This is a genomic window from Cellulophaga sp. Hel_I_12 (genome assembly GCF_000799565.1).
Classification (GTDB): Bacteria; Bacteroidota; Bacteroidia; order Flavobacteriales; family Flavobacteriaceae; genus Cellulophaga.
Genome location: NZ_JUHB01000001.1, coordinates 817,143 through 832,277, shown reverse-complemented (window position 1 = coordinate 832,277; position 15,135 = coordinate 817,143). Strand labels below are relative to the sequence as shown.

The window sequence follows — 15,135 nt, the reverse complement described above, 5'->3', positions numbered from 1 at the left end:
GATTCGTATAACGAGCTCATTGAGCAGAGTGGAAATGCAGCGGTCTTGATGTTCTAATCCTACAACTTTTTTTTAGGTAGTAGTTTACTCCAGCTCTTTTCTGTACGTACTTCTGCGTTTATAAACAACGGGATCAAAGTTTTTCCAAAGTTGTTGTATGGCCAAATTGTCTTCTAATTCTGGAGTTCTCACACAATCTAAAATACCTTTTTTGGTGAAAGTTTCATAGCATTCATTAAAAATGATAGCGGTTACGCCTTTATTTTGATATTCAGGGAGTACACCAATCAAATAAAAAATAACTTCTTTACTTTTCTTTTTTGCTTTTAACAAATGAAAAATGCCTGTCGGGAATAATTTACCATTGGCTTTTTGCAGTGCTTTTGAGAAGGAAGGCATTACAATGCTAAACGCCACCAAATGATCATGTTCATCTAAAACAAATTTTATGTATTCAGGATTAATAAAACTGATGTATTTTTTTTTAAAATATTCTTTTTGAATTTCATTGATCGGTACAAAAGAAGAAAGTGATGCGTAGCTTTCATTAAACAAATCAAACATTTTATCTGCCCATGGCATCACATCTTTGGTTTTTGTAAAATTTAAGGGTTTGAGCTTGTATCTTTTTTTAATTAATTCATTGGCCTTAGCATAAAATTTTGGATCTGCATTGGCAAATGGAAATTTACTTTCTATATAGCCTTTCTCTTTTATGAAGTTTAGTTTTTCATAATGATTTACATAATAGGGGTGGTTGTACCAGGTAATCATGGTGCCAATCTGGTCAAAACCATAAGTGAGCACCCCAACTTTATCAAGGTTTGAAAAACCAACAGGCCCTTCCATATAGGCTAACTGGTGCTTTTTTCCTATGGCTACTACTTTGTCTAATAAGGCTTTTGTGACTTCAAAATCATCAATAAAATCGAACCAACCAAATCGCATTTTGGATACTTTTTGTTGCTTAATTTCAATCCAATTGGCAATGGCGGCAACGCGACCAACGAGTACGTTATCTTTATAGGCTAAAAATAAAGTAACCTCAGCATCTTTAAATGCAGGATTTTTATCTTTATCAAAGGTCTCCATTTCGTCAGCAATGATGGGAGGAACCCAATATGGAGAGTCTTTGTATAAAGAAAATGGAAATTTTACGAATTTTTTTAGGTCGGTTTTGTTGGTTACCTCTTGTATAAAAATCATTGCTGCAGTTTTGTGCTATCAAAAATACTATTTAAAGTTCAGTACTTCGATTTGCGGTTAAGAAATGTTTCATTGTATAAGGCTTTACTAGTCTATACTTTTTTGTTTGATAGTATCTTGCCTCTTGTCTCAAGTCTTTTTTCTATTTTCTTTATCACTTATAGCATTATCTTTGCTTTTTATACTACATCTATGAGTTTTACGCTTTTATCATCACCACTTCAGGGATTCACTGATTTTCGCTTCCGAAATGCTTTTCAGCAATTTTTTGGCGGAATCGATACTTTTTATGCTCCCTACATTCGCTTAGATGGTAAATTGGTCATAAAATCGTCTTATCAGCGCGATTTACAACTAGAAAACAATACAACTTTAAATGTCATTCCACAGGTAATGACCAACGATGCAGACGAGTTTTTGTTCGTCGTAAAGTATGTTCAAGACTTAGGGTATAAAGAGCTGAACTGGAATTTAGGGTGCCCGTACCCCATGGTCACCAAACGCGGAATGGGTTCGGGATTAATAAAAGAAGCAGATAAAATAAATCATATTTTAGATCGAGTGCATAGCGAAACCGATATTGTCGTATCGATGAAAATGCGAATGGGGTATGAAAATAGCAGTGAAATTTTAGACACATTTCCAGTCTTAGAAAAATATCCGATTAAAAATATTGCTATCCATGCCCGTATTGGAAAGCAATTGTATAAAGGGGGGGTAGATTTAGATGCCTTTCAGCGCTGTATTGAAAGTACCACTCATAAATTATACTATAATGGTGACATTACAAGTGTGGCACAATTTAAAAAAATGCAAGAACGCTTCCCGAGTATCGATCATTTTATGATTGGGCGTGGCTTAATTGCCGACCCTTTTTTACCCAGTATGATTAAGGCAGGTACCACAGCATACCCTGCTGACAGAATTGAAATTTTTAAAGAATTTCACGATACCATTTACCAGCAGTACGATGAATTTTTATCAGGACCAACACCTATAAAAATGAAAATGTTAGGCTTTTGGGAATTCTTTGCACAATCATTCTCGGACCCTCAAAAGGCCTATAAAGCCATAAAAAAGGCAAATAATCCCGCAGCTTACCGCAGTGCTGTTGCCGAAATTCTAAAAAAAGAAGTATCCTTGGCCTAAACTATTCATTTACCTTTACAGACCAACTTTAAAATTAATTTTGAAAGACGTTTTACTCATCACGCCACCTTTTACACAATTAAATACGCCTTACCCAGCAACGGCCTATTTGAAAGGTTTTCTGAATACTAAACATATTTCTTGTTTTCAGTCCGATTTAGGAATTGAGGTTATTTTAGAGCTGTTTTCAAAGCAAGAATTAGAACATATATTCACTTTTGCATTGGATAATAAAACTATTATTTCCAAAAATTGTGAACGTATATTTGCCCTAAAAGAGTCTTATATAAGCACTATTTCGCTTGTAATTGCTTTTTTGCAAGGAAATAATCCAACTTTTGCACGACAGATTTGCACCCAAGGTTTTTTACCTGAAGCATCGCGTTTTCAGCAATTAGATGATTTAGATTGGGCTTTTGGAGAAATGGGTTTGCAAGATAAAGCCAAACACTTGGCTACTTTGTATTTAGAAGATTTATCTGATTTTATAGTAGAATGCGTAGACGCCAATTTCGGGTTTAGTCGCTATGCGGAACGTCTAGGCAGAAGTGCTAATTCCTTTGATGAGTTGTATGCTTTTTTGCAAGATGATGTTACGTACATTGATCAGATAACACTGCGCTTACTCGAAAATACCATTCAGCAAGTACAACCCAAACTAATTGGTTTTTCTGTGCCCTTTCCCGGTAATTTGTACAGTGCATTTCGATGTGCTCAATACCTTAAAGAACAGCACCCAGCGATAAAAATAATGATGGGTGGGGGGTTTCCAAATACCGAATTACGCTCTTTAACAGATCAACGCGTTTTTGAGTTTTTTGATTATATCAGCTTAGATGATGGCGAATTACCTGTGGAACTTTTAGTAAACTCGCTTCAAAATGAGAACCTGTCTGAGCCGCAATTTAAACGCACCTATGTATTAGAAAACGGCAACATTGTTTTTAAAAATAATGCTACACAACCCGATTATAAACAAAGTGAAGTGGGTACTCCGGATTATTCTGATTTGCTTTTAGATGCCTATATCTCTGTTATCGAAATTGCCAACCCCATGCATAGTTTATGGAGCGATGGTCGGTGGAATAAATTAACCATGGCCCATGGTTGTTATTGGGGAAAATGCACGTTTTGTGATATCTCTTTAGACTATATTAAAATATATGAGCCTATTGCGGCAACTATTTTAGTGGATCGGATGGAAGAACTCATCGCACAAACTGGCGAAAACGGATTCCATTTTGTGGATGAAGCCGCGCCACCATCACTTATGAAAGCTTTAGCCATTGAAATTATCAAAAGAAAGGTAGTGGTTACATGGTGGACGAATATTCGTTTTGAGAAAAACTTTACAGCAGATTTGTGTTATTTATTAAAGGCTTCTGGTTGTATTGCGGTATCTGGCGGTTTAGAAGTTGCTTCGGATCGTTTGCTTAAATTAATAGATAAAGGTGTTACGGTCTCTCAAGTGGCTCAGGTAACCCGTAATTTTACGGATGCACACATCATGGTACATTCGTATTTAATGTACGGCTACCCCACACAGACAGTACAGGAAACGGTAGATAGTTTAGAAATGGTGCGTCAGCTTTTTGAGGTGGGCGTGTTGCAATCTGGTTTCTGGCATCAATTTGCGCTAACGGCACATAGCCCAATTGGTATTAATCCGTCTGAATACGGTATAGTACCCGATTTAAAAGAAATTACCTTCGCGAATAACGACATTGATTTTAAGGATACTACAGGTATAGATCATTCCAAATTCAGTTTCGGATTAAAAAAATCGCTCTTCAATTACATGCATGGTATTGGGTTTGAAACACCCTTACAAAATTGGTTCGATTTTAAGATTCCGAAAACCCAAATAAAGTCAAACTTTATTGCGGCATGTTTAAATGTAGAGATGGACTATAAGATAAAACCAACGGCAAAGGTAATTTGGTTGGGAAGTTTGCCCCGACAAGAAATGTACACAAAATCTAAAAAGGGACAGACTTGGGAAGTATTAAAACTAACATTTCATCACCATAGAAACAGTACTCAAATCACTTTAGATAAAGAAAAAGGGGAGTGGCTAGTTGAAAATTTAGCCTTATGGAGGCTAAATAAAGAAAAACCCGTATTTATTAAGGATGTAAAAATTGACTTTGAAGTAAAATTCGAAGATTTTGAATTGTTTTGGTTTTCGAAATCCATCAATACCTTAAAATCAATTGGTTTGGTAACGGTTTAATTTTAAGCTATTAATGCTCCAAAATGGACTAATAAGGCTTTAATCTAACAGTTTTATGTCTAGTATCCACAATTAAAAATCAATCTCATCATTTTTACTTTTCGCTTTCTCGGTTTTTTTTAGCTTTTTGAGTTGCTTTTTAGTGGGTCCTAAATCAACATCTTCAGCGCCACTGCCTTTTTTTGCTTTTCGGGCCTTTTTACTCATAGATTGTTTTCCAATTTGACCATTTTGCCCTCCTTTTTGCTCGTCAATAGGTTTAACATCATCCACGTGTTTATCTAATCGGTAAGACATTCCAATAGTTCCAAACATACGTGTTGGAGTATCTTTAAAACTTCCGCCAAAACTAACATCAGCTTGTAAGTTTTTAGAAAGTAAATGGGCTACACCTGTTCTATATAACGCATCAGCGTAACGATCACTTTTTATTCCTTGCTGCTCTAAAAAGATACTCCATTTGGGATTGCGAAAAGCGTGTGTTAACGAAACAATATAACTCATTTCAGGAAACTCAGTACCAATACGATCGTAAGCGATATTTGATATAAACACTACTCTCGGAGAAATTTTGCTTTGTGTCGCCAGCATAACTCTTGGAGAAGCAATAGGATCTCCCGAGTAATAGGGGTTTTCTCCTAATACAAATGTAGCCCCTGCATACAAAGAAACGGCTGGTAATAAATTACGCCATTTGAATTTATGATTCGCACGCCAGCTCAATAAATTGGGCTTGTTGCGTTCTTCATTTTTAAAAGGATCATAAATTAAATATTTAAGGCCTAATCGATTTCTGGTAAAATCAGTAAAGGAGGCATCGGTTTGTGACGTTTGATAGTTAATGTCTTCTTTTTGAAAAGTACCTTCATAAGTGATTTCTAGTTTTTCGAATAATAAACCGTAACGTAAGGCAATTTCGGTGTTCCAAATAGAGGCATCTGTTAATAATACGGTATGTTCTTGTTGCTCATACCCAAGGCCAAATTCTACCTGAATAACATTTCGACCAACCGCGTAAGCACTAACAGATTGTCCTGGCCGGTTAGAATTAATTACATCTGTATATTGTGCTTGAATAGTGAAGGTAAAAAGTAAAATAATTAAAAATAAAAAGTTTTTCATGATTCGTTTTTAGAGAAATCTTAACTATTAGTTAGGTCTTAAGCGTAAATGATGGTTATGATGATGGCTTGTGTTCCTTCTGACTAGGGATATAAATTTTAAATACTTACATAGCTACTTTAGCGGTTTTATTATTTTTTTAAGACTTGCTAGGTTAAAATGAACGGTTAGAATCGTATTTTTGGTATTAATTATTAAAGTACCATGGGTTTTATTACAACGATTTTAATCATACTATTAGTATATTATGCAATTAAAATATTGCTAAAAATCTTTGCACCTAAAATATTGAATTATGCCGGTAAAAAGGCTGAGAAGCATTTTAGAGAAAAATTTGAAGGTTTTGATCCGCAACGGCAAACAAAAACCACAGATGAAGGCGATGTAATTATTAAATCAAAAACCTCTAAAAATCCAAAGTCTTCAAAAAAAGTTGGAGAATATATAGATTTTGAAGAAATTGACTAATTTCACTTTTTAATAAGCCTTTAATTCAAATAAACACCAACCAACCTGATGAAGCGTAATCTTAGAGCTTTTTTAATACATTTTTTTGCCATAGCCCTATTTATTGTTGCAGCTTTGGCATTTTTTACGCCTGTTTTACAAGGAAAAGTTATTTTCCAGTCCGATATTGCCCAGTATACAGGAATGGCGCAAGAGCAAATTGAATTTAAAAAGCGCACAGGAGAAGAACCTTATTGGACCAATAGTGCTTTTGGAGGCATGCCTACCTTTCAGTTAGGTGCACATTATCCGCATAATTATATTAAACAGTTAGATTTAAGCTTACGTTTTTTGCCTCGACCAGCAGATTATCTTTTTTTATACTTATTGGGCTTTTATATCTTATTATCTTGTTTAAAAGTAGATTACCGACTTGCTGTTTTGGGGGCGCTAGCCTTTGGTTTTTCTACCTATTTAATTATAATTCTAGGCGTTGGGCATAATGCCAAAGCGCATGCGATAGCCTATCTTCCCATGCTACTTGGAGGCATTGTTTTAGTATTTCGAAAAAAATATGTCTGGGGCTTTATTTTGACCGCCTTGGCCATGGCCCTAGAAATAAATGCCAATCACTACCAAATGACTTATTATTTTATGCTTTTAGTATTGATCTTAGGCGTGGTTTATTTGGTTGATGCAGTGCGTAAAAAACAAGTCAAACATTTTATGGCATCGTTAGCCCTTTTGTTGATAGCCGTTATTTTAGGAATTGCGACGAATGCCACAAGCTTATTGGCCACTAAAGAATATGCAGACTGGAGTACCCGAGGTAAAAGCGAATTAACCATAACACCCGATGGAACCGAGAAAGTAAATACAGGTGGTTTAAGTAAAGAATATATTACCCAATACAGTTATGGTATTACAGAATCTTTAAATCTTTTTGTCCCTAGGTTGTTTGGAGGATCTAATAGCGAAGATTTAGGGGAAGATTCTAAAACATTCGAGTTTTTGGTTGAAAAAGGAATTTCAAAATCAAAAGCATTAGATTTTACAAGTGGTATGCCCTTATATTGGGGTGATCAACCAGGAACTTCAGCTCCGGCCTATGTAGGTGCAGTATTATTTTTCCTTTTCTTTTTAGGTTTGTTTTTAGTGCAAAAAAAAGCAAAATGGTGGCTTTTAGGGGGGGTGATCATGTCTTTAATCTTATCGTGGGGAAAGAATTTTAGTCTTTTAACCGATTTTATGATAGACTATTTTCCCTTGTATGATAAATTTAGAGCGGTATCTTCTATACAGGTTATTTTAGAACTATGCGTGCCCATATTGGCCATATTGGCTTTGGCCGCTTTATTTGATACAAGCATTGAAAAAGCCAAGAAGCTGAAGGCCTTGAAAACAAGCTTTAGCATTACTTTTGGATTGGGGATATTGATTTTTATAAGCAAAGGATTATTTCATTTTGAAGGCGCTAGTGATTCTTTTCTAGAGCAAAATTACGGCAATGAGTTAATGACGATGATTCGTCTAGATCGTGAAGCGGTTTATACAAGCGATACAATTCGCTCTTTAATCTATGTACTCTTAACCGCACTAGTGCTGTGGTTTTTTATCAAAGAAAAATTCAATAAAAATGTATTGGTTGTTCTAGTCGGACTACTAGTTCTCTTTGATTTAGTGGGCGTTGCCAAACGTTATGTAAATGACGACGATTTTGTTCGTGCTAAGCTCATGGCAATACCATTTCCAGAAACACCTGTAGATCAGGAGCTAAAACAAGATAAAAGTATATTTAGGGTGTATAATCCAGCCGAAGGGCTTAATGGTGCAAGTACCTCTTATTTCCATCAATCTATAGGAGGCTACCATGCCGCAAAACCTGCAAAAATGCAAGACCTGTTTGATTTTCATATTTATAGGGGCAATATTAATGTATTGAACATGTTGAATGTAAAATATGTGATGCAGCAGGATGAGGATGGGAATACCTACCCTGCCATGAACCCTGACGCAAATGGGAATGCTTGGTTTGTTACAGAACTCCAGGAAGTGACTACTGCAAATGAAGAAATTTTAGCTTTAAAAGACTTAGATACGAAAAATACGGCGCTAGTAAATACGGCTAAATTTAACACCATTCAAAGTTTTGACTATCAAAAAGATTCTTTAGCCAAAATAACACTAACAACATACAGACCTAATCATTTAATTTACGAAGCTACCAATTCCAATAAGGGCTTGGCCGTTTTTTCTGAAATGTATTATGAAAAAGGCTGGAACGCTTATATAGATGGTGTTTTAAAACCACATTTTAGAGTTAATTACGCCTTAAGGGCTTTAGAAATTCCACTAGGAAAACATACAATAGAATTTAAGTTTGAACCCCAAGTGATTCAACAAGGTTCTACCATTGTTTTAGCCAGTACAGGACTTTTAGGACTTTTAATTTTAGCAGCTATTGGATTTTCATTTTGGCGCTCTGGTAAAAAAGGTATTGAATAATGAAAAAAGTATTAATCATTACGTATTACTGGCCACCTGCCGGAGGGCCTGGAGTACAACGATGGTTAAAATTTGTGACCTATTTGCGAGATTTTGATATCGAGCCTATTTTGTATGTTCCTGAAAATCCAAACTATCCTATTGTAGACCAGGCCTTGTTAAAAGGTATGCCCGAAGGCATAAAAATATACAAGCAACCTATTTTTGAGCCTTATGGTCTAGCCAGTTTTCTATCGTCAAAAAAAACGAAGCGCATCAGTTCAGGGATTATTCAAACTAAAAACCAATCTTTTTTAGAAAAACTACTTTTATGGGTTCGTGGAAACTTATTTATTCCTGATGCTCGTAAATATTGGGTAAAACCCTCAGTAACCTATTTAGCGAAAGTTATTGAAAATGAAAAAATTGGTACTATAATTACGACAGGTCCCCCGCATAGCGTACATTTAATTGGGCTTCATTTAAAACAAGACTTGGCCATTTCATGGATCAGCGATTTTAGAGACCCCTGGACATCTATTGGCTACCATAAAAAATTAAAACTGACCAAGTCTTCTAAGCAGAAGCATAAAAAACTTGAAGCCTTAGTTTTAAACTCGGCAGATAAAATTTTGGTCACTAGTGAAACGACTAAAAAAGAGTTTCAAGCGATCACTCAACAACCTATTACGGTAATAACCAATGGTTATGATAGTGATTATGAGGGTACGGCAATCTTAGATCTTCAATTTACGATTTCCCATATTGGCTCCCTATTAACGGGAAGAAATCCACAAAATTTGTGGAAAGTTTTGGCGGCACTGATTCAGGAAAATAAAGCTTTTAAAGAAGCTGTTCGTTTAAATTTAATAGGGGTAGTAAGTGATGATGTGTTGCACACCATCTACACTTATGGACTTGAACCTTATGTAGTCTTAAAGCCCTATGTGTCGCATGACGAAGCTTTAGAACTTCAGCGCAAATCTCAGGTTTTACTCCTTGCTGAAATTGATTCTCCAGAAACAATAGGGATCATTCCCGGTAAATTATTTGAATATATGGCAGCTAAACGTCCCATTTTAGCAATTGGGCCAGATAACTGGGAGGTAGCATCTATCATTAAAGCTACTAATTCAGGTAAAACATTTAACTACAGTGAAGAAGGGGAATTGAAAAAATTAGTGGTACATTGGTTTCAAGCTTTTAAAAACAAGCAGCTGACTGTACAGTCAAAAAATATTGAAATGTATAGCAGATATTCGCTCACTAAAAAACTAGCAACAGAACTATAATGGGCATTGTATTTAAACAATCGCTAAATAATACCATCATTACCTATATCGGTTTTGGCTTTGGTGCGATAAATACCATGTTTTTATACACTAAGTTTCTATCTGCAGAATATTATGGTTTAGTGGGGGTAATTTTATCAGCTTCGGCTTTACTAATGCCTTTATTGGCTTTTGGTGTGCCAAATACCTTAGTAAAATATTTTTCTTCGTTTAAAAAATCAGAACATAGTGATGGTTTTTTAACCATGATGTTATTTATGCCTCTGCTTGTGATATTGCCTCTTATGGCCATTGCTTATTTTGCTAATGCCACAATTGGCAATTTTATGTCTAAAGAAAATCCTATTGTAAAAGATTATGTCTGGTATATTTTTTTGATCGGTATGGCGATGGCCTATTTTGAGGTTTTCTATGCATGGTCACGCGTTCATATGAAATCAGTATTCGGCAATTTTATGAAAGAGGTTTTTGTGCGGATCGGAGTAGCTATATTATTGTTGGGCGTTTATTTTGATTGGATAAGTGTGGCTACTTTTTTAAAAGCATTAGTTGTGCTTTATATCCTACGAACAGTACTCATGAAGCTATACGCCTTTAAATTACGCTTCCCTAAAATAGATTTTAATTTTCCTAAAAACGCTAAAACTATTGTAGAATATAGTGTTTTAATTATCATAGGCGGTTCAGTGGCAGTGGTTTTATTTGAGGCAGATAAAGTAATGATTAATCAATTTATCAAAATAGACAATGTAGCTTATTATAGTGTAGCTATTTTTATGGCAACAGCAATTGCCGTACCTTCAAGGGCTATGCATCAAATAACCTATCCACTAACAGCCGAAATTTTAAATAATAATGATGCTGAAGGATTAAAAAAACTTTATCATAAAAGTTCTTTAACGCTCTTTATTATTTCGGGCTTACTCTTTGTGCTGATCATGATGAATCTAGAGGATTTGTATCAATTATTAGATCCGGCCTATAGTCAGGGTTTTTTAGTTGTTTTTTTAATAGGATTAACAAAGGTGTTTGATGCGGCTTTAGGAAACAATAACTCCATTTTGTATAATTCAGATTATTATAAGACCCTTTTGATGATGGGTGTTGTCGTGGCTATACTTGCCATACTTTTAAACCTATGGTTGATCCCCATTTATGGCTTGCTTGGTGCCGCTTACGCATCGTTTGCAGCCTTACTCTTTTACAACACCATAAAGTTAGTTTTTGTAAAAATGCGTTTTGGTATCCTTCCGTTTACCCCAGCTTTAGCTAAAGTGCTACTTTTACTTTGTTTTATAGGGGTTGTATTTTATTTTATTTCATTTCCATTTCATCCCTTGGTGAATATTGGTATTAAAAGTAGTTTGGTTGTACTTATTTATACCTGGTTTTTGTATAAATTTAGATGGTCTGTAGATATGTACAACATTTTATCAAAATACATTAAAAAGTGAGCTCAACTTTTTGTTGAAAACTAACCATCAAGGATGTATATCATGACGAAGCTAATTTGGGGTTTGTCCTAGGAGTGATAGAATATAAAAAAAATGGTGAAAATAGGGATCTGAAAAGTACATTAAACTGTTTTGTTCTGAGCCATTTTATATCGGCATGAGAAAACAACTAAAGCCTAGTAAACCTGAATAAATACCTTATGGTCTTTTTAGATTGTTTGCAATAAAATGAAATATAAAAATCAGTCTCAATGAATCTACTCTTTTTTAGAAAATCGATAATTGCACTAACTGGTCTTTTTCTTTGTCTATTCTTAGTGGTACACCTCTCTGCCAATTGTATTTTACTATTACCAGAGGCAATTGCAAAAGATTTATATAACACTTATTCAACTACATTACGAGAAAGCCTATTCATTAAAATCATAGCCTATCTTTTATATCTCTCTATTATTCTTCACGCGGTTTACGCCTTGCTAATAACGCTTCATAATCGCAAAGCTAAACCTCAGAAATATATTTTAAATAATTCCAAAGAAAACAGCACCTGGGCTTCAAAAAATATGGGGGTACTTGGAATACTTATTTTGATTTTTATCATTATTCACCTTACAAATTTTTGGGCACGTATAAAATTAGGGTTAGGAAATGAAGTAATGCTTGACGCATATGGAAATAAAGATGTGTATGAAGTGACCTATAGCTTATTTCAAAATATATACTATGTGCTTTTTTATACCTTAATATCAATTCCATTGGCATTTCACTTGCATCACGGATTAAAAAGCGCCTTTAAAACTTTAGGGTTTTACCATAAAAAAGCCCTAAAAATTATAGCCAATATAGCCTTAGTCTATGCCGTTATTATTGGTTTTGGTTTCGGGATTATTCCATTTATTGTTTATTTCAAATAAGTCGGAGATGACGTATTTACAATGAATGCTAAACAAACAAAGAAATGTCTATTTGAGTGTTCTATGTGACCTCTTTAAAAATAAATAGAAACACATGAAATTAGATGCAAAAATACCAGAAGGAAAACTAGAAGATAAATGGCGTAACTACCAAGTTAAGTCACAGTTGATAAACCCAGCAAACAAGAAAAAACTCAACATCATTATTGTTGGGTCTGGGCTATCCGGTGCAGGTGCAGCCGCTACGTTAGCAGAGTTGGGTTATGATATAAAGTGCTTCTGCTACCAAGATTCCGCAAGGCGTGCGCATTCTGTTGCTGCTCAAGGAGGTATAAATGCGGCTAAGAACTATCAGCATGACGGGGATAGTATTTTTCGTATGTTTTATGATACGTTGAAAGGCGGTGATTTTAGATCTCGGGAAGCCAACACTTTCAGGTTAGCAGAGCTCTCTGCTCCACTTATAGATCATTTTGTGCAACAGGGTGTGCCTTTCGCACGAGAATATGGCGGTACTTTAGTGAACCGAAGTTTTGGTGGTGTACAAGTTCAACGTACATTTTATGCCCGTGGACAAACGGGACAACAATTACTTTTAGCGGCTTATTCTCAGTTGTACAAAATGGTTCGCGCCAAAAAAGTAGAAATGTTTCCACGTAGCGAAATGCTCGACTTAGTCGTGATTGATGGAAAAGCAAAGGGCATAATTGTTAGAGACTTGGTTTCTGGAGAATTAAAGCGATATGCTGCTGATGCGGTGGTATTGGCAACCGGAGGTTATTCCCGTGTATTTAGATTATCAACTTTGGCCATTGGCTGCAATGGGAGCGCATTGTGGAAAGCTCATAAAAAGGGAGCACTATTTGGAGCTCCAAGTTTTACTCAAATTCACCCTACAGCATTGCCCCAATCCAGTGAGGCACAATCTAAACTTACATTGATGTCTGAATCACTCCGAAATGATGGTCGTATTTGGGTGCCAAAAACAAAGGCAGATACGAGAAAGGCAAATGATATTCCTGAAAAAGAGCGCGATTATTATCTAGAAAGACGCTATCCTAGTTTTGGGAATTTAGCACCGCGAGATATTGCATCCCGCGCAGCTAAAGAACGTATTGACGCCGGTTTTGGAGTTGGTAGGTTAAAGAATGCAGTGTACCTAGATTTTAAACATGCGATCGAAAAATACGGATTAGACACCATAAAGGATCGCTATGGAAACCTATTCAACATGTACAAAAAAATCACAGGTATAGATTCGTATAAGGAGCCCATGCAAATCTCACCGGCAGCTCATTTCTCAATGGGTGGACTTTGGGTAGATTATGAATTAATGACAACTATTCCTGGTCTATACGCTATAGGAGAATGTAATTTTTCGGATCATGGAGCTAATAGGTTAGGTGCTAATTCATTACTCCAAGCAAGTGTTGATGGCTATTTTATTTTGCCGAATACCATTAATAATTATTTGGCTTCTGAAATAAAAACAGATCAGCCAACAACAAACCATCCAGAGTTTGACAAAGCGGAGAATGAAACCAGGGCTTACATCAAAAAAGTACTTGCTGTAAACGGAACAAAAACAGTTGATCATTTTCATAGAGAGCTTGGAAAGGTTATGTGGAAGGAATGTGCCATGAGTAGAAATAAATCCGGTTTAGAAAAAGCTATAATTGAAATTAAAAGCATTAGGCAAGAATTTTGGAGTGAAGTAAAAGTCACCGGGAATGACAAAGAGATGAATACTGAACTCGAAAAAGCATTGCGTTTGGCCGATTTTATTGAATTGGGAATTTTGATGTGTACAGACGCGCTAGAGCGCGAAGAATCGTGTGGTGCACATTTTAGAGAAGAGTTTCAAACTGAAGAAGGTGAAGCCATTCGTGTAGATAAAGACTTCAGTTATGTATCTGCTTGGGAATACAAAAAGGGTGAATTTAAACTACACAAAGAAGTATTAGCGTTCGAATTTGTAAAACCTTCGGTAAGAAGCTATAAGTAATACACTATGAAAGTAACATTCAAAATCTGGCGACAGCAAGGACCAAAAGATAAAGGAGCTATAAGAGATTATGAAGTAGATGGTTTAACGGAAGACATGTCCTTTTTGGAAGCGCTAGATCATTTAAATGAATTATTAGTTCTAAAAGACGAGAAAGTAATTGCTTTTGAGTACGATTGCAGAGAAGGTATTTGTGGACAATGCGGTGTATTTATCAATGGTCGCGCTCATGGTCCACATGATCATATGACCACATGCCAATTGCATATGCGTAGTTTTAAAGATGGCGATACTATTGTAGTTGAACCTTGGCGAGCAGCCTCATTTCCTGTTATTAAAGACTTAGTTGTTGACCGTTCTGCTTTTGATAGAATTATAGAACAAGGAGCCTATATAAGTACAAAAACGGGTAGTGCGCCAGAAGCAAATGCCATTCTTGTACCTAAAGATATTTCAGATCGAGCTATGGATGCTGCTGCATGTATTGGTTGTGGTGCTTGTGTGGCTACCTGTAAAAACTCTTCTGCGGCGCTATTTACTTCAGCAAAAATTAATCATTTAAACAATTTACCTCAGGGTAAAGCTGAAGAACATAAGCGTGTAGCAGAGATGACCTATCAAATGGAGCTTGAAGGTTTTGGTAGTTGTACCTTCACCGGTGCATGCGAAGTAGAATGCCCCGAAGGTATTTCGATAATTAATATCGCTGAAATGAATGCTCGAGTACTAAAATCAAAACTATTGGGTTAAAAAAGCACACTACACGCAATAAATAGCATTGAAACGCCCTTTATTGTAAACGATATAAATATTATAAATGCCGAATTAC

The 15,135-nt window shown here is 35.7% G+C and carries 11 protein-coding genes; 9 read left to right on the top strand and 2 right to left on the bottom strand.

The genetic code is table 11. The features are described 5' to 3' along the window. Positions 1–84: 84 nt before the first annotated feature. The gene (locus GQ45_RS03885; RefSeq protein ID WP_047415282.1) at positions 85–1,206 is read right to left on the bottom strand and encodes a hypothetical protein; all 1,122 of its coding nucleotides are present in this window, start codon (positions 1,204–1,206) and stop codon (positions 85–87) included. Between the two features lie 192 nt (positions 1,207–1,398). On the opposite strand from GQ45_RS03885, the gene GQ45_RS03880 reads away from it, so the two are divergent. Beyond that, on the top strand, positions 1,399–2,355 hold the full coding sequence (locus GQ45_RS03880) for a tRNA-dihydrouridine synthase (RefSeq protein ID WP_047415280.1): 957 nt from the start codon (positions 1,399–1,401) through the stop codon (positions 2,353–2,355). 40 nt (positions 2,356–2,395) lie between these two features. After that, positions 2,396–4,588 (top strand): radical SAM protein, encoded by a 2,193-nt coding sequence (locus GQ45_RS03875; protein WP_047415278.1) that lies wholly within the window; start codon positions 2,396–2,398, stop codon positions 4,586–4,588. Between the two features lie 72 nt (positions 4,589–4,660). Here GQ45_RS03875 and GQ45_RS03870 read toward each other — a convergent pair whose 3' ends face one another. Next, complete coding sequence (locus GQ45_RS03870) at positions 4,661–5,710, bottom strand: transporter (RefSeq protein WP_047415276.1); 1,050 nt, start codon at positions 5,708–5,710, stop codon at positions 4,661–4,663. Between the two features lie 204 nt (positions 5,711–5,914). Between GQ45_RS03870 and GQ45_RS03865 the strand changes: the two genes are divergently transcribed. From GQ45_RS03865 to GQ45_RS03835, 7 genes are all read left to right on the top strand, one after another. Next, on the top strand, positions 5,915–6,178 hold the full coding sequence (locus GQ45_RS03865) for a DUF4834 family protein (RefSeq protein ID WP_047415274.1): 264 nt from the start codon (positions 5,915–5,917) through the stop codon (positions 6,176–6,178). 48 nt (positions 6,179–6,226) lie between these two features. Beyond that, positions 6,227–8,662: a YfhO family protein gene (locus tag GQ45_RS03860; protein WP_047415273.1), complete on the top strand. Its 2,436-nt coding sequence runs from the start codon at positions 6,227–6,229 to the stop codon at positions 8,660–8,662. After that, the gene (locus GQ45_RS03855; RefSeq protein WP_047415270.1) at positions 8,662–9,933 is read left to right on the top strand and encodes a glycosyltransferase; all 1,272 of its coding nucleotides are present in this window, start codon (positions 8,662–8,664) and stop codon (positions 9,931–9,933) included. The genes GQ45_RS03860 and GQ45_RS03855 overlap by 1 nt, the downstream gene beginning before the upstream one ends. Beyond that, the gene (locus GQ45_RS03850) at positions 9,933–11,387 is read left to right on the top strand and encodes a lipopolysaccharide biosynthesis protein (protein ID WP_047415268.1); all 1,455 of its coding nucleotides are present in this window, start codon (positions 9,933–9,935) and stop codon (positions 11,385–11,387) included. The genes GQ45_RS03855 and GQ45_RS03850 overlap by 1 nt, the downstream gene beginning before the upstream one ends. A gap of 251 nt (positions 11,388–11,638) precedes the next feature. Then, a complete protein-coding gene (locus tag GQ45_RS03845) occupies positions 11,639–12,301 on the top strand; it encodes a succinate dehydrogenase cytochrome b subunit (protein WP_047415266.1) in 663 nt (220 codons plus the stop codon). A 94-nt stretch (positions 12,302–12,395) separates the two neighbouring features. Beyond that, on the top strand, positions 12,396–14,306 hold the full coding sequence (locus GQ45_RS03840) for a fumarate reductase/succinate dehydrogenase flavoprotein subunit (RefSeq protein ID WP_047415264.1): 1,911 nt from the start codon (positions 12,396–12,398) through the stop codon (positions 14,304–14,306). A gap of 6 nt (positions 14,307–14,312) precedes the next feature. Further along, a complete protein-coding gene (locus GQ45_RS03835) occupies positions 14,313–15,056 on the top strand; it encodes a succinate dehydrogenase/fumarate reductase iron-sulfur subunit (protein WP_047415261.1) in 744 nt (247 codons plus the stop codon). Positions 15,057–15,135: the final 79 nt, after the last annotated feature.